We start from the raw sequence: 21522 nt of genomic DNA, 5'->3' as shown, positions 1-21522 counted from the left end.
CGCCGGTCCTTAGATTGCGTCCTGTGCAATCTTAGTACCGCTGCGTTTTTGGCAGAGCGAAAGCGTGCCTGCGCAGGGGATACACATCCGCCGGGCAGGGAATCCGCAGCGGGAAGGCAGGCCGAAGACACGAAGTTCAGGGCCCCCACCCCCAAAAACTTCACCAATGACTTTTCGAAAAACATATGGTATCCTGAAAACAGGAAAGGATACTGGAATCCAATATGAAAAATAATGTAACATTAAAAGGCTGCGTAGTGGAAAAGTGCATACGTATATCCGCCCTGTTCAGCGCTTTCAGGCAGGTTTTCGGAAAGGACTATTATTTCGGAGGGGAAACCCACGATTTCTGGGAGCTCGTCTGTGTGGTGGAAGGAGCGATAGGGGTTACGGCCGGTGAAGATGTTTTCCTTCTGGAGGCAGGCCAGGCGGTTCTGCACCGGCCCATGGAATTCCATAGCTTCTGGTCGGAGAAGGACAGCTGTCCGGATATTATTGTGGTGACATTTACCGGAGATATCATGCCTGCAATGAAGGAGTGGAGATTCCGGCCGGGGAAAAAGGAGGTGGAAGAGCTGTGCGAACTGCTTTCCTGTGTGCCGCGTATTTTTCAGATAGATCGAAAGATATATACACAGAAGATTATAGCGGGAAAGGAAGCGGAAGCCCATCTGTTTGTCAGCAGACTTGAAAATATCCTTCTTTCGGCGTGTATAAGAGGAGAAGAGGATTTTACCAGGATTCAGTCGGCAGGAGCGGAGAATTACCGCAGGGTGGTCCGGGTGCTGGAGGAACATGTGGAGGAGAGGCTGACCGTCGCTGAGGTGGCCCGTTTGTGCAGCATGAGTGAATCCGCTATAAAGAAAACCTTCACCAGATATGCGGGAATCGGCATGATGGCCTATTTTAACCAGATGAAAATGCGCAGGGCCGCCAGGCTGATGGAAGAGGGAATGAGCGTAAGACAGGCCGCTGCTGCGGTGGGATTTTCGGATCAGAACTATTTCAGCACGGTTTTCAAGAGGACAACGGGAGCCGCACCCCGCATTTATATGGCGCGCAGGGAACATACCTGAATTCAAAGATTTTGTCCCCCAAATCCTATAGAAATGTATTTTTGGATATGGTAAAAGTAAAGATATAGAAAACCTTATGACATCGCTTAAGCGGATGGGACAGGGAATGAATGGGGGATAAACCATATGAAAAAACTTTCAGTAGGAATCATAGGACTTGGAAACCGGGGATACGGGCTTCTTAAGGATGCGATACTCAGAATGCCTTCGGTTAAGGTGACGGCGGTGTGTGATGTTTATGAGGACCGCTGTGAAGAGGCGGCCCGGCTGACAGAGGAGCTGTGCGGGCACATCCCGGCATGGACGACGGATTACAGGGAACTGCTGGCCAGGAAGGATGTGGAGGCTGTGGTGATTTCCTGCGCATGGGAGAGCCATATTCCCGTAGCGGTGGAGGCAATGCAGGCCGGGATTGCGGTCGGCATGGAAGTGGGAGGCGCTTACAGTATCAGGCAGTGCTGGGATCTGGTGGAGGCCTATGAGCGGACCGGAACGCCCTTTATGTTCCTGGAGAACTGCTGTTACGGCAGAAGAGAGCTTATGGCACTGAACATGGTAAGGCAGGGGCTTTTTGGCGAGGTGGTTCACTGCAGGGGAGGCTATATGCATGACCTTCGTGAGGAAGTGGGAACCGGTCTGGAAAAGCGTCATTACCGCCTGCGCAATTATAAATTCAGGAATGCGGAAAACTATCCCACCCATGAGCTGGGGCCTATTGCCAAGATCCTTCATATCAATCACGGAAACCGGATGCTGACGCTGACATCCATGGCCTCCAGAGCGGAAGGGATGCACGCCTTTGCGAAGGAAAGGCATCCGGAAAATGAGAGCCTGGTACAGACCAGATTTGCCCAGGGAGATGTGGTAAACACAATTATCAAATGCGCGGGAGGAGAGACGATCCTTCTGACGCTGAACACCACGCTGCCCCGTTTTTACAGCAGGGATTTTACGGTCTGCGGGACAAAGGGTATGTATGAGGAAGAAAATGATACGATATTCCTGGATGGAAAATATACGGAAGAAGAAGAGTTTGATTTCCGTAAATATTGGGGAAATGCAAAAGAATACGAGGAGGAGTATGATCATCCTATCTGGAAGGATTTCCTGAATGACGGAGTGCTGGGCGGACACGGGGGCATGGACTGGCTTGTGCTGAGAGCTTTCTTTGACAGTGTTATAGAGAAAAGGCCGTGTCCTGTGGATGTATATGATGCGGCATCCTGGATGTGCATCACCGCTTTGTCGGAGGAATCCATCGCCCTTGGAGGGCAGCCGGTGGCTGTTCCCGATTTTACGAACGGCATGTGGATGAACAGTGAAGAGCCGGAACTGTAGAAAAGCGGGAAGGCCGGTTATTCAATAAGAAGCTTAAAAAGAGAGACAGGAAGGCGGTAATGTGAACCTATCACATACTGCGCGCCTGTCTCTTTTGCATTTATGCCAAATCACAGCAGAAAATACCGGTTACAGCAGTTCTCCGAAGTGATGCACATATGCTTTTTTCATAATAGTAGCCAGCGCCATATACAGCAGGATGCAGGGAATCAGATAAGCAAAATATGCTGCAGGCAGGGCTACGAAGCCGAGCATGGTACCCAGGGCGGTAAAGGGGATAATCGTCAGCACAGCGATACCGGTAAAGGTAAGCAGTGTGAGCGGGGCTGAAGCGCGGCTCTGAATGAAAGGCAGCTTCGGTGTACGGATCATGTGGATAACAAGGGTCTGGCTCCACATGGACTCTACAAACCATCCCGCATGGAACATGGCGGCATAGGTCTGCTGCATCTTTGCCAGCTCCGCACCGCTGTAGTGTGCTGCCAGATCGTTGTAATGGACACCGTTTGATACAAAGAACGGGCAAAGTACAAAGTACAGGAAAGCGTAGGTCGTCCAGTCAAAGACAGAGCTGGTGGGCCCGATCCATATCATGAAGTTGCCTATGCTGGAAGCATCCCATTTCCGGGGAATAGTGAGGAATTCCTCATCCACATTATCCCATGGAATTGCGGTACAGCTTAAATCATAAATCAGGTTCAGCAGAATCAGATGGATGCTTTCCATGGGCAGAAACGGCAGCAGTGCGGACGCAGCCAGCACAGAGAACATGTTTCCGAAGTTGGAGGAAGCAGTCATCTTGATATATTTGATCATGTTGGCGTAGGTCTTGCGGCCTTCAATGATACCCTGCTCCAGAACCATCAGATCCTTTTCCAGAAGGATGATGTCCGCGGACTCTTTGGCGATATCCACGGCGGTATCTACGGAGATACCGATATCTGCCGATTTCATGGCGGCGGCGTCATTGATGCCGTCTCCCATAAAGCCGACCGTATGTCCGTTGCTGCGCAGCGCGGATACGACGCGGGCCTTCTGATCAGGGGATAGCTTGGCGAATACATCGGTGGTTTCCGCAGCCTGTATCAGTTCATCATCGCTCATGCGTTCCACATCGGAACCGAGGAGCAGATTGCTCACTTTCATGCCCACCTGTTTGCAGATACAGCGGGTTACACGGTCATTGTCTCCGGTAAGAATCTTTGTGGTAACGCCGTGCTCCTTCAGGGCGCGGAGCGCATCAGCGGTAGATTTTTTCGGAGGATCCAGGAAAGCCAGGTATCCCATCAATACCATCTCGCCTTCGTCCCTGACACTGTATGTATCCACGGTGGGAAGGGCTTCTTTTTGGGCAATTGCAATGACACGCATGCCGTTTTCATTCAGAGAATCGACTGTGGCCATGATTTCCTTGCGGATATCATCCGTAAGCGGCTGTATCTGCTCTTTATACTCTGCAAAAGAGCAGACAGAAAGCATTTCATCCACGGCCCCCTTTGTGATCATCTGCCGTTTTCCGTTTTTATCCTCAACGACTGTGGACAGACGGCGGCGTGAGAAATCAAAGGGAATCTCATCTACCTTATGGTAAATCTCCGAAAGATCCGCCAGCTGTGGATTCGCAGCCTCTTCCTCTTCCGTCCGGTCAATAATGGCCACATCCATCAGGTTCTTATAGCCGGTCTGGAAATAGCTGTTCAGGTAAGCGTGCCGCAGAACGCGGATATCTTCCTTCCCGGCGATATCCATGTGATATTCCAGGACAACCTTATCCTGAGTCAGAGTTCCTGTCTTATCCGTGCAGAGCACATCCATGGCCCCGAAATTCTGAATGGAATTCAGATTCTTTACGATAGCTTTTTTCCTGGACATGGATACGGCTCCCTTCGCCAGACAGGTAGTTACGATCATCGGCAGCATCTCGGGAGTGAGGCCGACTGCAACAGAGATGGCGAACAGGAAAGCCTCGAGCCAGTCGCCCTTCGTAAGGCCATTGATGAAAAATACGATGGGAACCATGACCAGCATAAAACGGATTAATACCCAGGAAACGGCGTTAACCCCTTTGGTGAAGTTGGTTTCCACAGCTTCACCTGCTACGGAAACAGCCATGGATCCGAACAGGGTGTCATCACCTACGGAAATCACGACGGCTGTGGCGCTTCCGCTGATAACATTGCTTCCCATGAAGGCGATGTTCGTATAATCGGTAACTGTTTCACATTCCTGCTCACATACCACCGGAATTTTTTCGATAGGATTGCTTTCCCCGGTCAGCGCTGACTGGCTGATGAACAGATCCTTTGCTTCCAGGACTCTCACATCGGCAGGAACCATATCGCCTGCGGAAAGATGGATGATGTCGCCGACAACCAGTTCATCCAGCGGAATTTCCTTTGTGCCGTCTTTACGGGTGACGGTACAGGTGGTGGTGATCATTGCCAGCAGTTTTTCAGCCGCATTCCCGGAGCGGGATTCCTGCACAAAGCGCAGTGTTCCGGAAATGAATACCATTGTCAGAATGATGATGACGGTCAGCGGTGACACTTCTTCCGGCATTTGCTGATAAATAGGAACAAGGATATCCGTGAAAATCGACACGATTGCCAGGCAGAACAGTATCGCGGTGAAAGGGTTGATAAAAGCGCCCGCGAGACGTGCCGGAAGGGACTTTTTCTTTTCATGTGTAACCTTGTTTCTTCCATACATGGAACGGTGGGAAGCCACTGCGTTTTCATCCAAGCCCGTCAGCGTGGAATCAAGCTGCTTCAGCACGGGCTTGATTTTGTTGGAGGCCGCAAAAACCAGCTTTTTATTCGCTTCATCCCTGCGTACCATTTCCGCTGTTGTTTTATGAACCATTACGCGGTTCTTTTCTTTCTGATTCATTGGTGTTGATACCTCCTTTAGTTTAATAGTAAAGTTTTTATTCCGGGATTTGATATCTGCCGGATTTTCCAATCCAATAGACATCAAGCCCTGAAAGGATCAGCCAGGCGATCATGCTCCACAGGAATACATCACCGCGGAAGGCTTCCCATAACCCGCTGAGAATAAAGATAATGCCGCTTATGAAAATCATAGTCCCCACATTCCGGCAGAGCGGTCCGATCCGTATTTTCCTTTTTTCGTCTTCGGACATTGACTTCCAGGCCGTAATGTGGTTAACAGCCCTGCCGGAATAAAAAAAGACTCCTGCTGCGGCAAAGAGAATGCCGAGTATAAGACAGGTAAAATTCATATGGTTTTCCTCCTATAGAAGCTCCCAGCCGGCTCTGACAACACTCGGTACCGTCAGGAGCCTGCTTACAATAGATTCTGCTGTCTGGGCCTTGGAACGGCCGACAGACAGAAAATCTGCCTGTATTTCCACTTTATCCCCAATCACATCGCTGCTTTCCAGATTAGTAAGGAACAGTGTCCGACAGGTGTTGCTGTTGATGATCAGAGAACGGATTTCTGTTTCAGCGGCTTCCTGGCAGGTGGCGGAGATACGGTATACCTTTTCGCTTTCCTCGCTGCGGGCGACAGGTTTGATTTTTATGGCAATCGGCCGGAACAGTAAATTGGATACAATCAGCATACTGGCAGCCGTTACGGCAAACAGATAATTACCGGAGCTGGACAGGACACCGACGGCGGCCGTACACCAGAGGGTAGCTGCTGTGTTCAGCCCGCGGACCGTTCCGCTTTCTTTGAAAATGACTCTGCTGCAGAGAAAACCGACGCCGGATATAATATAGCTTGCAATACGGTATACCTCATCGGTGCCCGACATGAGAGGGAACATCATAAACAGGCAGGCCCCCATGGAAATCAGGATATTGGTCCGTATGCCGGCGGGATGCCCTGTTATCTGGCGTTCCAGACCGATAAAAAAGCCCGGCAGGATGGACAGCCCAATCCGGAGAATTAATTCAAATATCCCATAAATATCACCTCGCTTTCCTTTACAAACCAAAGTATAGAAGGTTTTCCGCCGTAATCCCATGGCTGAACCCTTGCGATTTTCTTGCTTTCCGGCAAGAAAAAAAGCAATTGATTTAAAAAAAACCAATTGCTTCTGAGAGTTTCTTCATAATTTATCATTGAATTTATAGCCGATTCCCCAAATAGTAAGAATGTATTCCGGCGCATCCGGGTTAGGCTCTATTTTCTTGCGGAGCTTCCGGATAAAGGCCATGATGTTGCTGTCCGTGGTATAGTAATCCTCTTCCCATATGGCCTGGTATATCTGTTCTTTGGTAAAGACAATGCCCCGGTTCCGGGCCAGGAAATAAAGAATGTCGAATTCTTTTGGCGTCAGCTGGATTTCTTCTCCTCCCCGGAGTACCTGGCGGCTCCTGGCATGTATGGTGAGATCCCCGCAGGTCAGTCCGTCATTGGCCGGGACGGACACGCTGCTGCCCGGTTCCAGCATGAGAGAGTCCAGCTGGCCGGAGATGAGTTCTTCCACTCCCCGGTATAATTCGGCCGCGGCTTCACTTTCTGACCTCCTTTCCATAAGGGCCTGCCTGAGCCATTGCAAGGTGGAGGAATCCAATGCTACAAAGTTGATTTTCTTCATGGTATCCCTCCTTTATAACAGCTCGTGGTACTTTTTGATATACCACCGTTTGGCAAGGGTCACAAGCAGCATGTAAGCGAGGACAACTGCCGCGAGAAATGCAAAATAATATAAGGGCAGAGGCACGAGCCCAAGCCATGACGCCGCCGGCAGATAGACAACTGCAGTCAGCAGCAGAAGGCCTGCGGAGGTCACCAGCCAGACGATGCCGGAAGCACTGCTCTGCGCGAACGGAAGGTGTTTGGTGCGCAGCATGTGCAGAATAAGCACCTGAGTCCAGAGGGATTCCAAAAACCAGCCGGTATGGAACAGGATGGCATACTGCTCCTGCATGGCGGGGGACAGCTCCGGAAACAGCCCTCCTGTCAGCGCCGGACATAAAAAATAATATAAAAAGGCAAAGGTAATGAGATCAAACAGCGAACTTAAAGGCCCGAAGAACCGCATGAACCGGCCCAGTGTTTTTCCCGACCAGACATTAGGCTTATCATAAATATCCGCATCGACGTTGTCCCATGGCAGCGTCATACACAGAATATCGTAAAGCAGGTTCAGCAGAAGCAGCTGGACGGCAGTCATCGGAAGGAAGGGCAGAAAAGCGCCGGCGAGTACAATGGAAAGGATGTTTCCGAAATTGGAGGATGCCGTGATCCGGATATATTTGGACATGTTGGCAAACGCCTTTCTGCCTTCCATTATCCCCTGTTCCAGTACATTCAAATCCTTTTTCAGCAGAATGACATCCGCGGACTCTTTGGCGGCTTCAGCTGCCGTGTCAACAGAGATACCCACATCTGCAGCGGTCATGGCGGAAAGATCGTTCATACCGTCGCCGAGGAAGCCCACAGAATGGCCGTTTTCACGCAGCACCTGTATAATCTGCGATTTCTGGCTCGGAGTCAGTTCAGCAAAAATCGAGGCCTGCTCTACGGAGGTGATTAGTTCATCCTCTGTCAGGCTCTCGATTTCCTCTCCGGTGAGAGCGAGGTCTGTCGGGATGCCAAGACGCCTGCAGATAGAGACAGCCACACTTTTCTGATCCCCTGTCAGCACCTTTACATGAACATGAAGCTGCTGCAGCTTATCCAATGCACTGGCGGCCGAACTTTTGGGAGCATCGAAAAAGACTACATATCCTAACAGAATCAAGTCCCTTTCATCCTCCGGATAAAGGAGGGACTGACCGGGCGCAGGCTTACAGGCGACCGCCAGTACCTTCATGCCATCCTCAAGCATTTCATCGACAACTGTATGCACGCCGCCGGAATCGGAGGGATCTACTTCAATCACCTGATCATGGTGGCATACATAGCGGCACCGTGAATAAACGCTGTCCACGTCCCCCTTTGTAATGATATAATTGCCCTTTTCATGAACGGATAAAAGGATACTGACACATTTCCTGTCATAATCGAAGGGCAGTTCATCCAGCTTTTCTGCTTTTTCCGGCAGGCTCCTGAAATATTCCTCTTTTCCCGGCATGGAGGAGCATTTTAAAACCGCCCGGTCCAGATGGTTTGCCACGCCGGTATGATAGAAGCTGTTCAGATAGGCACAGTCCAATACATCCTGACGCTCATCACCGAGTATATCCAGGTAATATTCCAGAAGAACCTCATCGCCGGTCAGGGTTCCGGTTTTATCCACACAAAGAATATCCATGCTGCCGAAGCTCTGCATGGCGTTGATATTTTTTACAATGGTCTGCTTTTTGCCCATGGCGGTACTGCCTTTTGCAAGACAGGCATTAACGACCATGGGAAGAAGCTCCGGCGTCAGGCCGACAGCTACGGATAGGGAAAAAAGAAAGGAAGTCAGCCAGTCGCCTTTTGTGATGCCGGATATTACAAACACGAAAGGGATGAGCGCCGCCATAAAACGGATCAACACCCATGCGATGGAATTGACACCCTGTTCGAAGCCGCGCTTTGTCTGCTGAAGCTCATAGAGATAGCTTCCATATACTGTATTGATCCCGGCCGCCAGAACAATTCCTTCCCCGGAACCGCTGATGACAATGGTTCCCATGAAGGCAAGATTGGAAAAGCTGTTCAGGGAGGTATGAGTCATCGGGTTAAGGCGCTCCGCGTTCTTTTCCAGAATAGTGCTCTCGCCTGTCAGCAGGGATTGGGAAACAAATAGATCATTGGTATGGCTCAGGCGGATATCCGCAGGGACCCGGTCGCCGGCAGAAAGCTGGACAATGTCGCCGACAACAAGCTCCTCTGAAGGAACTTCCATGATATGACCCTCACGGCGGACAGTGACGGTAGTCTGTATTTTTTCCGTCAGAAGTTCGGCGGCATGGCCGGCCTTGAACTCCTGAAGCAGGCGCACGGTCCCGCTGAGCAGGAGCATGGACAGAATGATAATAACGGTGGTGCCGTTGCGTCCGTAATTGGACTGCAGGCAGACGTCCGTAATAAAAGAAACGGCAGCAAGGACAAAGAGGATAATGCTGAAGGGATTGATAAATGCTCTTTTGAGGTGGTGCAGAAAAGAGTTCTTCACCGCATAACCAATCTGGTTGCCGCCGTATTTATTCCGCATCTGAAAGATCTGGGCTTCATTCAGCCCGTCCTGAGACAGATGAAAGTCCTCATAAACAGAGGAAATATCCTCCAAAGCATACTTTTTCAGTCGTTCATGCGGTGAAATATATGTTTTGTCCATAATTTGATATCCCTCCCTGAGTAGTTATTAAAAATAGAATATCAATATTTTAACATACTATGGACGATTTTTCCCGGAAGAAATCCTTGCGATTTTCATGCTTTTCCTATTACGGACGGATCCGTCTGCAGCCTGCCAGCCCATCAGCCGATATTTTTCCAGTGTTTATCCACTTTATTGAGGACTTCACAGCCGTCTTGTGTGACGAGTACCAGATCCTCTACGCGCACGCCGAATTTTCCGGGAAGATAAACTCCCGGCTCTATGGAAAAGGTCATGCCTTCTTCCACTACAGCGGTATTAGCCAGACTCACGTCTCCGGGCTCATGATCCTGCATCCCGATGGAATGGCCCAGACGATGATTGAAATATTCCCCGTAGCCTGCTTCTGTGATGAGATCTCTGGCGGCCTTGTCCAGATCACAGAAACGTACGCCGGGGCGGATCAGGCTTTCCGCCATTTCATTGGCGCTTCTGACCAAATCATGAATCGGCGCATACTCGGGATCTTCCTTTCTGCAGAAAAAGGTACGGGTCATGTCGGAGCAGTAGCCGTCTTTCCTACAGCCCATGTCGATGACAATACAGTCCCCGGCCTTTAAAACGGTGTCATCCGGTTCATGATGGGGATCCGCAGCGTTGGCCCCGAAAGATATAATGGTTTCAAAGCCTTCCTCACAGCCCTCTTCCTTATAAAGGGAACGGATATAATCCGCACATTCCTTTTCCGTCATCCCTTCTTTGACGAAAGCGGCGGCTTTTTCCATACAGGCGTCATTGATTCGGGAGGATTCTCTCATTTTTTCCTTTTCATATTCATCCTTGATGGAGCGTACCTGGTCCACACACGCGGAGGAGTTTACATAACGTACTCCGGGATTGCGTTCCATCAGGTCGAGGAGGAAGCGCGCAGGCCAGCTTTTATCAATCCCCATATCGGATCCGGCGTCCACATGGGAAGCCACGATGCCGATGCAGTCGTCCGTATCGGACATCCAGACTTTAGTTACGTCAATGTCCGGAATGACGAAAAGATTGTTCAGAAAGAAGATGTGTTTCCCGTCGGTGCGGATATAGAAAGCAAAAAGCCGTTCGTAGGGCTCGATCCATACACCGGTAAGGTACCCGATGCTTAAGGGATCGCTTACTATCATTTGTGTCAGGCCCTGTTCCCGGAGCCTGCTGCATACCCGGGCCAGCCGGCCCGTATAAAGCTGGTTCATGTGATTACCTCTCATTCTGCCGCCTGGGCGGCTTATAATTCGGATAGTGAAATCCGTAAAATGCTATATCTATTATAGGGGGAAATAGTAAAAGATAAAAGAGTAAAAGATAAAAAGAGGGGAGAGTTGCGTATTGTAAGCGGGGGGAAGTATAATGGGGGTAAGGGTTTGGGTTGAAATGGATGAATATAGGAGGGAAATAGGATGGGAATGGTGCCGGAAATGGTGATTTTTGATTATGGGCAGACTTTGGCGGATGAGGGGGATTATGATGCGGTCAGGGGGAACCGGGCTGTGTTGAGTATGGCGGTGAAAAATCCGCGGGGGATTACGGCGGAGCAGCTTCAGGTGTTTGCGGATGAGCTGACGAAGGATATGGAGGGGCTTTTTGGGGAGGAAAAGAGAGGGAAGGCGGAGGGGGAGTTTTCTGCTGTTTCGTTTGATCGGTATTTGTATGAGTATCTGGAAATAGAACTTGGGATGCCATGGGATGAGGTGGAGAGGGTATTCTGGAAGGGAGCTGCAAGGGTGAGGGTTACGGAAAATGTGGAGAAGCTTCTGGATTATCTTTACAGGGAGGGAATCGGGACGGCTGTAGTGAGCAATATGATGAAGAGTACACAGAGTCTCAAGGAAAAGATAGATGGGCTTCTTCCGGGGAATCATTTTTCTTTTGTTATGACTTCGTGTGATTATCTGTTCAGAAAGCCTCATCCGAGGATCTTTGCAATGGCGCAGGTTAAGGCGGGGGTTCCGGCGGACAGGATATGGTATTGCGGGGATAATCTTTTTTGTGATGTGAAGGGGGCCGCGGGGGCGGGGATGAAGGCGGTATGGTATACTCCTTATGCGAAGAAGGGGCAGGAGGCGCCGGATGGAGTTGATTATTTGACGGTTAACAGTTGGGACGAGTTGATTGAGGTGCTGGAGTCTTTGAAAAGAGGGGGGAAGGAAGAGTGGTAAGGTATAGAAAAGGTATAATTGTTCTGGGGGGTGTATTATTATGTGTCCTTGGGGTGATTTTGGTCAGGGAAGGGCTCATGAAAAACTCGCCTTTGGAGAAGCTGGAGAGGAGTGTGGGGTATTCGGAAGGGATGGTGCATTTTACGGTTCCGGAGGAGTATGATAGTTCCTGGTATATTCAGATCAGCGGACGGCTGGAGACGGAGGGCGGCGGTATGAGCGTGCATTACCTGGATGAGGAGTCAGAAGCGGGAAGCTGGGAGAAGGGGAAGATGTATTCTTTTCTGGTAGAGGAAGGAAGCTGGAGTGAGCTGGTTTTGTATGTTTCTTCGGGAAATGAGGAGGCGGATATTAATCTGCTGGATTATATTCCGAAGGATTAGGGGGATTGGTGTAAAGTGATCTGAATGGGCAGAAGAAGGAAGCAGTAAAAAGAGCCGGCCTCGCTGAAAGTAAAGGGGACTTTCAGTGAGGCCGGTTTTCATAACCGCAGAATCCGGCTTGTCATTATAGAAACGCATCCGGATTACGGGAAATGATGTAGTGGACGGTGTCAGGTATAAGAGGCTTCCGGGAAGTTTTCTTCCGGGAAATCATCCTGGACCTTGTCGTTCATAAAGCTGTATTGGGACATAAACAGGTTGTAGTAGGGGCCATGGTTTTTAAGAAGCTCTTCATGGCTGCCGCTTTCCTGGATTTTGCCTTTATCCACGTAGAGGATGCGGGTACAGTTCTGGATGGTGGAAAGGCGGTGGGCGATGATAAAGGAGGTACGTCCTTTAAGAAGCTCGTTCAGGCCTTTCTGCAGGATGATTTCTGTCTCCGTATCGATGCTGGAGGTCGCTTCATCCAGTATCAGGATTTTGGGATCGGCCAGCAGGGCACGGGCGAAGGAAATCAGCTGTCGCTGTCCGGCGGACAGGCGGCTTCCTCTTTCATTTACCTGGGTATGGTAGCCATCCTCCATCTGCATGATGAAGTCATGGGCACAAACGGTTTTGGCGGCACGGATAACCTCTTCATCCGTGGCGGTACGGTTTCCGTAACGGATATTATCCATGATGGTGCCGGAAAAGATAAAGCTGTCCTGCATCATAACGCCCATCTGGGTACGCAGGGAATGAAGAGTGACCTTGGATATATCGGTATCATCAATCCGGATAGTGCCGCTGCCGATGTTGTAGAATCGGCTGAGCAGGTTGACAATGGTGGTTTTGCCGGCGCCGGTAGGGCCTACAATAGCAAAGGACTCGCCGGGCATGGCGGTGAAACTCACATCATCCAGGGTTTTATAGCCTTCCTCGTAGGAGAAGGATACATGATCAAAGGTAACCTTTCCTGTGATGGGAGGCATTTCCACGGCGTCCGGCTCATCTTTTACGGCAACGGGCTCGTCAATGGTTTCAAAAATACGTTCCAGATAGGAAATCGCAGTCAGCAGGGAATTGTAAAAGTTTGCCAGTGTGGTGATCGGTGACCAGAACCGGCTGATGTAACCGGTAAAGGCTACCAGGACACCTACGGAAGCGGTTCCGCCATTCATGGCCATATTTACGATAGCCACATACAGGAAAGCAGTGGTTACGGCGGAAATAACATCTACGGTGGGCCCCATCATAAAGTTGAAGCGAACCGCATGCATCCAGGACTGGCGGTAGCCGTCGCTGAGATTGTTGAAAATACCGCTGTTTTCATTTTCTCTTACAAAGGACTGGGTTACCCGGATGCCGTTAATGCTTTCTGCGATATAGGCATTCAGGTTGGACTGCTTGTTGCTCTGGATCTGCCAGGCGCGGTGCTGTTTTTTCTTGATAAGACTGGCAAAAATAGCTAGGACAGGGAGGCCGCACATACACATCAAGGTCAGCTTAACATTGATGGAAAGCATGAAAAAGATGATGAATATAAGGCTGCACAGGTCCGTTATGGTATTGAGAAGACCATTGGAAAGCAGGTCGCTCAGGTTATTGACATAGTTTACTACCCTTACCTGGATTTTTCCATGGGGTTTGTCATCGTAGTAGGAGAAAGGAAGCTCCTGCAGATGGCAGAAAATATCGGTCCGCAGCTGGTGGATGACGGACTGGCCAACCCGGTTGGTGATTTTGATTTTGGCTTTCAGGGAGACGACTGAATACAGTATAATCAGCAGCGTGTAGAAGCTGATGAGGAACAGTCCCCTGATATCTCCCGCAGGAATGATGTCGTTCATGACTGTCATGAAAAAGCGGGGGATGAGCATGGTGAGCGCACTGGCGGAGAGCATGAGAAACGCCGCCAGGAACATATCTTTTTTAAAGGGAAGGACATAATGGCCGAGACGTTTCAGCTGTCCAAGGTCAAAATGGTCTTCCATGACTTCGTCTATATCGTATCTGTTACGTGCCATATTAACGTCCCTCCTTTGCCGGTGTATGATACTGATGCTCAAATACTCTGGCGTAATAGCCGTTGTTTTTAAGCAGCTCTTCATGGGTTCCCCGTTCCGCGATCCGTCCGTGATCCAGTACCAGTATCTGATCGGCATCCTTCAAAGAGGATATACGGTACGCGATGATGAAGATGGTATGGTTGCCTTCCAGGTTTTTCAGCTGTGTCTGTATGTAGGTTTCCGTTTCCATATCCACAGCGGAGGTAGTATCATCCAGGATGAGGATGGACGGATCCTTAAGCAGGGCGCGGGCCAGGGAGATACGCTGCTTCTGGCCGCCGGAGAGTCCGACGCCCCGTTCCCCAACAATGGTGTCATAACCTTCAGGCATAGCCTGGATAAAATGGTTGGCATCTGCGGCGATGGCCGCTTTTTTAACTTTTTCAAACGGACAATCGGGGCGGGCATAAGCGATATTTCCCTCGATGGTGTCGGAAAAGAGGAAAACATCCTGCATGGCCATGCCGATATTGTCTCGCAGCTCATACAAATCCAGATCCTTTACGTTGACGCCGTCCACAAGTACATCGCCCGCAGTTGTGTCATAAAAACGGCACAGCAGGTTCATGATGGTGGATTTTCCGGCTCCCGTAGGGCCGAGAATACCTATTGTCTGGCCGGGCTTCACCGTAAAGCTCACATCCTGTATAATGTCCTCACCTTCCGCCTGATAGGAGACATTCCTGAATTCGATGCTTCCTTTGTAGTGCTTTTTGGTAATGGCATTATCAGGTTTGCTGATATGGGGCTCCTCGGAAAAGGTAGTGTGGATTTTTTCCACGGAGGTCACAAAACGCTGTACATCGTTTACAAACCAGCCTGCCATACGCAGAGGCATATTCAGCATCCAGAGGTAACCGTTTACGGTAACAAGGCTTCCTAAGGAGATTTCACCCCGGATGGCCATGATTCCGCCGTAGAGCATGAGCACAACGGTGAGGATATTGGAGAAAAATTCAAAAACAGGGACATATTTGGACCATATTGCCGCACAGTCCAGTTCGGCTGCCTTATAGGCATCGTTTTCCGCTTCAAATTTTTCTGTTTCATAATCTTCTTTGGCAAAGGCCTTCACAACCCGGTTGCCGCTGATGTTTTCCTGGACAAAAGTGTTCAGGCTGGAGAAGCGGGTACGGATGTTGTGGAAAGCAGGTTTTACCCGTTTAAACTGGCAGACGGTCAGCACCACCGTAAAAGGAAGGATGCAGAGCATGCATAAGGCCAGTTTGGTGTTGATGGTAAAAATCATAATCAGAGCAAAACCAAAATAAAGGATATTTTCATAAATGGAAGAAATAACATTGGCCACAAAGTGGCGGATGGCATCCATATCACCCGTCTGGCGGCTCATCAGATCACCGGTCCGGTTGCGGTTATAGAATGCAAAGTCTTCCATCAGGAGCTTGCGGTACACCGCATCCCTCATTTTGTAGAGTACACCCTGGGAACAAATTTCGAAATTGTAAGGAACCATGAAGCGGAGTACACTTCGTATTGCAGTTACCAGAAGCAGTATGAAAACAAACAGGGGAAGCTTGTCGTACTGCCCGCCGCTGATAACATCATCTACTACTTTTCCGCTGACGATAGGGTTAATGATGGCCAGCCCTGCCAGAAATGTTACGAGGAACAATCCCAGAAAGAGCCGTTTTCGGTAAGGCTTAATAAAAGAATAGAACCATTTCATAGGTGTCATTTGGATATCCCCTCCCGGATGATATAAAAAAATGAAATATACAAAGCTGCTGAACAGTTATAAGTTCCATTCTATATTAGGGGATTGGGAGGAAATTAAAATGTATAATCTTGTTTTGTTTATGTATTATTTTGTTCCGGCACAGATAATGCTATACTTGTGTTGAGACTGTATAAATATAGAAAGAAAGACATATGAGGAGAAGGCCTGCATGGGAAAAATACTGATAATTGAGGATGAGGACCTGATAAGGGAGGAGCTGGAAATCCTTTTATCCAATGAGGGATACCGGGTGGAAAGCGCCGCTGAATTCCATCATGTAACTGATTTGGTAAAATCCTTTTGTCCGGATTTAATTCTGCTGGATATTAACCTGCCGGACAGGGACGGATACCGTCTGTGCGCGGATATCCGGAGCTTTACCGATACGCCGATCATGTTTATAACAGGCCGTGACACATCCATGGATGAATTGTATGCGCTTACGGTCGGAGGGGATGATTATGTCAGCAAACCGTATAATGTTCCGATACTGCTCGCCAGGATCAGACTTCTTCTGAAAAGGGGAAAAGCGGGAGAGCAGGCGGAACGGCTGGAATATAAGGGGATTCGTCTGAACCTGGTGTCAGGAACGCTTTCTTTCAAAGGCCAGGAGACTGAACTGACAAAAACGGAACTGAAAATCATATATTATCTGTTCAGCCATACGGGGGAAATAGTATCGAGAATGGATCTGGTGGAATTTTTGTGGGATAATCAGATTCATATTGATGATAATACGCTGAGTGTGAATATCATGAGAATCCGGGAAAAGCTCAGCGGACTTGGCGCAGAAAATCTGATACAGACAAAAAGAGGGATGGGATATAAAATATGACGCTTTCCGATTATTTATCTGATAAAAGAGCGGTACTGCTCACCTGTCTGGCGGGAGGACTTTTCTTTTCGGTGCTGCTGTATCTTTATGGCATTGCACCCCAGGAAATGTTTCTGCTCTGGATATGCTATGCGGGGATTGTTTCGGGCAGTTTGTGCAGAGGTTATGTCTTACTTAAGAAGAGGCTGCTGTATCTGCAGTCACTGCTGGATTCCCTGGATAGGAAATACCTCATGGCGGAGGTCGCCCAAAAGCCGGTATCATCCGCAGAAAAAGTATATTTCCGAATGATAAAAGAAGCGCTTAAATCCATGACGGATGAGGTTTCACAGGCGAAGCGGCTGAATGAGGAATACAGGGATTTTATTGAGCAGTGGATTCATGAAATCAAGATACCGATTACCGGAATACAGCTTCTGTGTGAAAATAACAAATCAGACACGATCCGTAAAATCATGTCACAGACCGAGCAGATCGGCCGGTATGTGGAGCGGGTGCTGTTTTATGCAAGGCTGGGGAATGTGGAAAAAGACTATTTTATCAAAGAACTGTCCCTGAGAGACTGCGTCATGGAAGCGCTTGCGGCGAACAAGCAGTTCCTGATACAGAACGGAGTCAGCGTGAGCACGGAGAAGGTCAGGGATACGGTATATTCCGACGAAAAATGGGTGGTGTTCATAATGAACCAGATTATCATCAACAGCGTGAAATACAGCGGCGGAAGACCTCCTGTGATTGCTGTGGAATCCACGGATATGGGAGGATATGTTGTCCTGGCGGTCACGGATAACGGGGCGGGTATTAAGGAGAGCGAGATCGACAGGATATTTGATAAAGGATTTGTGGGAAGCAATGGAAGAGCCGGAAAGGGAGCGACCGGAATCGGATTGTATCTTTGCAGGCAGCTGTGCCTCAGGCTGGGGATTTCCATTGAAGCGCAGTCAGAGCAGGGGCAGTATACAACGATCCGTCTTAGCTTTCCGAAAAGCGGGCACCTGAAGGTCTAGTGCTCCATCCAGCCGGGAGGAATCTTACAAATCTGTCATATAAAATCAGGAAACATATATACAACGAAGCGGAGCCTCCCGGTAAAATGAAGAGGAAATCGGGAAGGAGGCGTCCATTATGGAAAATAAATACGGGAAGGGAAGGAAAAGAAGGGGGAAGACGGCCAAAACTGCGGCGGCTTTACTTGCTGGTCTGGTCATAGCTGTCATTTTTATGTACGGAATCAGGCATATAACGGATGACAGGTTCTATGTGCCCTCCTTATGGGCAATTAAATCTGATTCGCCGGGGGTGGAATGGATTCGGGAAGGGGAAAGGGTGGTGCAGGTAAAAATCGAAGGCCGTTTTCCTTATTGTTTTATAATTCCGGAGGTGACGGAGGATATTGTCAGGGATTCTCAGGGAAATACGGTATCGGAAACCAGGATATACACATTTTCTGCTGAATTTTCCTTAAACAGGAAGGGAACCTATAAAATTGATATTGATTCTGCCGAAGATGTGAATTTCAAATATGTACTGAAATTTGAAGACAGGGATGTTGTTATCGAAAACGGAAAGGTGGTGGAGTAAGTTGGGTAGTGGAAATAAGATACTCCTTCAGGTGGAGAATATCGAAAAATATTATGGTAACCAAGGGAGCGTGACAAAGGCTCTTAATCAGCTGAGCTTTCATGTAAGGGAAGGTGAATATATCAGCATTATGGGCGCGTCAGGTTCCGGGAAAACCACTCTGCTGAACTGCCTTTCCACAATTGATACAGTGAGCGCCGGGCACATTATTCTGGACGGGAGGGATATTACGGACATCCGGGAAAATGAGATTGCCGAATTCAGACGGGATAACCTTGGCTTTGTTTTTCAGGAATATAATCTGCTGGATACACTGACTTTGGAAGAAAACGTGGCTCTTCCTCTGACAATTAAGGGACTGAATCCGGAGGAAATCGACAAGAGAGTAAGGGATACTGCAGATAAGCTTCATATCAGTGATATCCTGGAAAAATTTCCGTATCAGGTTTCCGGAGGGCAGAAACAGCGCTGTGCCTTTGCACGGGCCGTGATTTGCCGTCCGAAGATGATTATGGCAGATGAACCGACGGGAGCGCTGGACTCCCATTCCTCCCGCGTTCTGCTGGAAATCATTGCACAGCTGAATAAGGATATGGGTACGACTGTTTTTATGGTTACCCATGATGCGTTCTGCTCTAGCTATGCAGATCGTATTCTGTTTCTGAAGGATGGAAAAATATTCAATGAAATCCGGAAGGGGGAAAAGACAAGAAGCGTTTTCTATCATGAAATTCTGGATGTGCTTTCTCTTTTAGGAGGTGAAGGCATATGCTGAAAAAGCTGATACTGCGCAATGCAAAAAGGCAGCTGGGAGATTATGTGCTGTATTGTATTACAATTGCCTGCGCTGTGGCGTGTATGTATGCGTATAATGCCCTGCTTTTTTCAGATAAGGTCAGACAGCTTCCGGAGCTGGAAGTACTGCCTTATATGATCATAGCGGTTACTCTGCTCATTATACTGGTGATGGGCTGGCTTGTAAGCTATATGACCGGCTATATGCTGAAAAGACGAAGCAGGGAACTGAGTCTGTATATGGTTTCAGGGCTTTCCGCCAGGACGATAGCCGGGCTGTTTTTGTATGAGAACCTGATTATTGCGGGCACGGCCTTCATCGCAGGTCTCCCGGCGGGGATTCTCCTGTCCTGGCTGGTAGAATCCGCGGTTCTTAAAATGTTCGGGATGACATTTACGTTGGGTTTTTCCGTCTCATTTAAAACGGCCGGACTGACACTGTTGTATTTTGCAGCCATGTATTTGTCTGCCCTGCATAAAAGTAAGAAAAGGATTTATAAAATACGGCTGTACGATTTGCTGTATTATGACAGACAGACTGAAAGCAGCCATCCGTGCCGGAAACCATTTTTCACGGGGATATTTTTGCTGTCACTGCTCCTTTTTACTGCAGGTTATGCGCTTATTGTGATACGGCCCATCGGCAGAGGATTCGATCTTCTTACAGGGCTGGTCTTTCTGGTCATCGGGCTGTTTGCATTCTTTTTCAGTGTCCCTTCTTTTTTGTCGGAGAGGCTTGAAAAACGGAAAGGCTGGACATATCGGAAAAACCGTCTGACAGTCTTCCGGGGCTTTACTTCAAAGATCCGTTCCATGAGTGTGGTGCTGGGGACATTGTCTGTTTTGTTTACGCTTTCCATTACCTTTTTGGGAATCGCATCAGCTGCCGGCCATTTTGCAGATCAAAGTATTGGATTGAATGTGTTTGATATATTGATTCTGCATGAAGGGGAAATGACGGATTTTTCATCGTATGAAGAAAGAATTTCAGAAAGGTTTCCCGTGAAGTCGGCGCATGTCTATGGAATTTATACCGGGAGAAGCAGGGAATTTTATACGGTTTGGGAAAATGAAGTGGAGGAGAGGAAGAAGGTTCGTATGACTCCGCGTGCGGAATTCCAATATGATAATTATATGAAACAGAGTGATTATCTTTATCTGAGACATATGCTGGGATACGAGGAGCCGGAGCTGGACAAGAATTCCTGTTATGTCCATTGCATTCCGCAGCTTGCTGATGAATTTGAGGATTATATGGAGAAATCCGGAAAACTGGAGATAAACGGGCAGAGCCTGATGATGGGAAAGATTTTTTCAGAATCCTTCAGTCAGAATGACACTTATGGAAACGGCCTGGATTATATTCTTGTGATTCCGGACGAAACAGCGGAGGGAATGGAGCTGCTTTACAGTCTTTATGCGGTCATTACAGAGGTTCCGCTGAACGGTATGGAACTCAGGCAGCTGACGGAAGGTGAGAGGCTTGTTCTGTTGGACAGAGGGGTTGGAAAATCGGTTGAGACGGAGAATGGGAATGCGGTTACTTCTTTAGTATATACGGATAAAGATTATCTTTCCGGGAAATGGGTGCAGAAGGATTCTCTGTCACAGATTTATGTGATATTGATCTGCCTGGTATATCTGTCTGTCATTCTGGAAATTGCGGGAACGGCGGTTCTGGCAACACAGGCACTCAGCGACGGCGATAAAAAGAAACGGCAGAACAGGATACTTGGGCAGCTGGGGATGAATGAAAAGATGATAAACAGATTAAATAACCGGCAATTGCTGCTGCTCTTTCTGCTTCCGGTTCCGCCGGCGCTTATAATCAGCGGTTGGCTGATTTATGACGGAGCGCGGAGAATCGTATTTGATGCACCGGGGATGCCTGTTTTTTCGGGTGAGTTTTGGATATGGCAGGCGATGGGGACGGCATTGGGATTTTTTGTACTGGTGTATGGGATTTATTATACGGCGGTCAGGATTGGGGGATGGGAGTGAAGAAGGCGGGGAACCCGCCTTCTTCTTCTCGCTTGGAAGAGATGATATTTTATTTTGTTAAAGCCAATATTTATTGACAATTTCCCGGGCTTCCTTTTCACTGATACCGAATCGTTGTTTTATCTTTTTTATAGTCTCATCAAAGCTGACACCCAGTTCTCGGCAAGTTTCGACTAAAGTGTACCCCTTGTCAAGGACAAATTTAAGAAGAAGGGATACTATGTTCTGAATAGATATTGTTATATTTCTTCTTCCTTTTCTGGTTCATTTATTATTCCTCTAAGAGGATAATTTCCAGTTG

The 21522-nt window shown here is 48.6% G+C and carries 18 protein-coding genes; 10 read left to right on the top strand and 8 right to left on the bottom strand.

Features of this window, described 5'->3' with window-relative positions; translation table 11 throughout:
• From BLA28_RS34040 to BLA28_RS32955, 3 genes are all read left to right on the top strand, one after another.
• On the top strand, window positions 1–228 hold a 228-nt coding region (locus BLA28_RS34040; RefSeq protein WP_207650808.1), incomplete at its 5' end, for a hypothetical protein.
• Window positions 225–1076, top strand: coding sequence for an AraC family transcriptional regulator (locus tag BLA28_RS32960; protein WP_069408612.1), 852 nt, complete (start codon window positions 225–227; stop codon window positions 1074–1076). The genes BLA28_RS34040 and BLA28_RS32960, both read left to right, overlap by 4 nt.
• Before the next feature lie 126 nt (window positions 1077–1202).
• The gene (locus BLA28_RS32955; RefSeq protein ID WP_071699764.1) at window positions 1203–2414 is read left to right on the top strand and encodes a Gfo/Idh/MocA family protein; all 1212 of its coding nucleotides are present in this window, start codon (window positions 1203–1205) and stop codon (window positions 2412–2414) included.
• 129 nt (window positions 2415–2543) lie between these two features.
• Here the strand turns inward: BLA28_RS32955 and mgtA (BLA28_RS32950) are convergent, their stop codons facing one another.
• The 6 genes from mgtA (BLA28_RS32950) to BLA28_RS32925 form a co-directional block, all read right to left on the bottom strand.
• On the bottom strand, window positions 2544–5303 hold the full coding sequence (gene mgtA, locus BLA28_RS32950) for a magnesium-translocating P-type ATPase (protein WP_071699763.1): 2760 nt from the start codon (window positions 5301–5303) through the stop codon (window positions 2544–2546).
• A 37-nt stretch (window positions 5304–5340) separates the two neighbouring features.
• Window positions 5341–5655 (bottom strand): DUF3784 domain-containing protein, encoded by a 315-nt coding sequence (locus BLA28_RS32945; RefSeq protein ID WP_071699762.1) that lies wholly within the window; start codon window positions 5653–5655, stop codon window positions 5341–5343.
• A 12-nt stretch (window positions 5656–5667) separates the two neighbouring features.
• Window positions 5668–6405 (bottom strand): MgtC/SapB family protein, encoded by a 738-nt coding sequence (locus BLA28_RS32940; RefSeq protein ID WP_242955532.1) that lies wholly within the window; start codon window positions 6403–6405, stop codon window positions 5668–5670.
• A gap of 84 nt (window positions 6406–6489) precedes the next feature.
• Window positions 6490–6981: a winged helix-turn-helix domain-containing protein gene (locus BLA28_RS32935; protein WP_071699761.1), complete on the bottom strand. Its 492-nt coding sequence runs from the start codon at window positions 6979–6981 to the stop codon at window positions 6490–6492.
• A 12-nt stretch (window positions 6982–6993) separates the two neighbouring features.
• Window positions 6994–9654, bottom strand: a complete 2661-nt coding sequence (mgtA, locus tag BLA28_RS32930; protein ID WP_071699760.1) for a magnesium-translocating P-type ATPase — start codon at window positions 9652–9654, stop codon at window positions 6994–6996.
• Window positions 9655–9797: 143 nt separating this feature from the next.
• On the bottom strand, window positions 9798–10892 hold the full coding sequence (locus BLA28_RS32925; RefSeq protein ID WP_330388704.1) for a M24 family metallopeptidase: 1095 nt from the start codon (window positions 10890–10892) through the stop codon (window positions 9798–9800).
• A 189-nt stretch (window positions 10893–11081) separates the two neighbouring features.
• Here BLA28_RS32925 and BLA28_RS32920 point away from each other — a divergent pair, with 189 nt between their 5' ends.
• Together BLA28_RS32920 and BLA28_RS32915 are read left to right on the top strand one after the other, a co-directional pair.
• On the top strand, window positions 11082–11840 hold the full coding sequence (locus tag BLA28_RS32920; protein ID WP_081329767.1) for an HAD family hydrolase: 759 nt from the start codon (window positions 11082–11084) through the stop codon (window positions 11838–11840).
• 77 nt (window positions 11841–11917) lie between these two features.
• Window positions 11918–12223 (top strand): hypothetical protein, encoded by a 306-nt coding sequence (locus tag BLA28_RS32915; RefSeq protein WP_169897331.1) that lies wholly within the window; start codon window positions 11918–11920, stop codon window positions 12221–12223.
• A gap of 170 nt (window positions 12224–12393) precedes the next feature.
• Here BLA28_RS32915 and BLA28_RS32910 read toward each other — a convergent pair whose 3' ends face one another.
• Both BLA28_RS32910 and BLA28_RS32905 read right to left on the bottom strand, forming a co-directional pair.
• Complete coding sequence (locus BLA28_RS32910) at window positions 12394–14229, bottom strand: ABC transporter ATP-binding protein (protein ID WP_044970241.1); 1836 nt, start codon at window positions 14227–14229, stop codon at window positions 12394–12396.
• Window position 14230: 1 nt separating this feature from the next.
• On the bottom strand, window positions 14231–15967 hold the full coding sequence (locus tag BLA28_RS32905) for an ABC transporter ATP-binding protein (RefSeq protein ID WP_009253906.1): 1737 nt from the start codon (window positions 15965–15967) through the stop codon (window positions 14231–14233).
• Between the two features lie 211 nt (window positions 15968–16178).
• Here BLA28_RS32905 and BLA28_RS32900 point away from each other — a divergent pair, with 211 nt between their 5' ends.
• From BLA28_RS32900 to BLA28_RS32880, 5 genes are all read left to right on the top strand, one after another.
• Entirely contained in the window at window positions 16179–16844 is a 666-nt protein-coding gene (locus BLA28_RS32900) for a response regulator transcription factor (protein WP_044970245.1), read from the top strand.
• Window positions 16841–17851 carry a sensor histidine kinase gene (locus tag BLA28_RS32895; protein ID WP_069155495.1) on the top strand — a complete coding sequence of 337 codons (1011 nt, stop codon included), beginning with the start codon at window positions 16841–16843 and terminating at the stop codon, window positions 17849–17851. Before BLA28_RS32900 ends, BLA28_RS32895 begins: the two co-directional genes overlap by 4 nt.
• Before the next feature lie 118 nt (window positions 17852–17969).
• On the top strand, window positions 17970–18425 hold the full coding sequence (locus BLA28_RS32890; protein WP_069155496.1) for a hypothetical protein: 456 nt from the start codon (window positions 17970–17972) through the stop codon (window positions 18423–18425).
• A gap of 1 nt (window position 18426) precedes the next feature.
• The gene (locus BLA28_RS32885) at window positions 18427–19200 is read left to right on the top strand and encodes an ABC transporter ATP-binding protein (protein WP_242955531.1); all 774 of its coding nucleotides are present in this window, start codon (window positions 18427–18429) and stop codon (window positions 19198–19200) included.
• Window positions 19194–21221: an FtsX-like permease family protein gene (locus tag BLA28_RS32880; RefSeq protein ID WP_069155498.1), complete on the top strand. Its 2028-nt coding sequence runs from the start codon at window positions 19194–19196 to the stop codon at window positions 21219–21221. Before BLA28_RS32885 ends, BLA28_RS32880 begins: the two co-directional genes overlap by 7 nt.
• Window positions 21222–21522 lie beyond the last annotated feature (301 nt).

Origin of the sequence: Eisenbergiella tayi, assembly GCF_001881565.1 — a bacterium.
Taxonomy (GTDB): domain Bacteria; phylum Bacillota; class Clostridia; order Lachnospirales; family Lachnospiraceae; genus Eisenbergiella; species Eisenbergiella tayi.
This window is presented reverse-complemented; position numbering and strand designations above follow the sequence as displayed.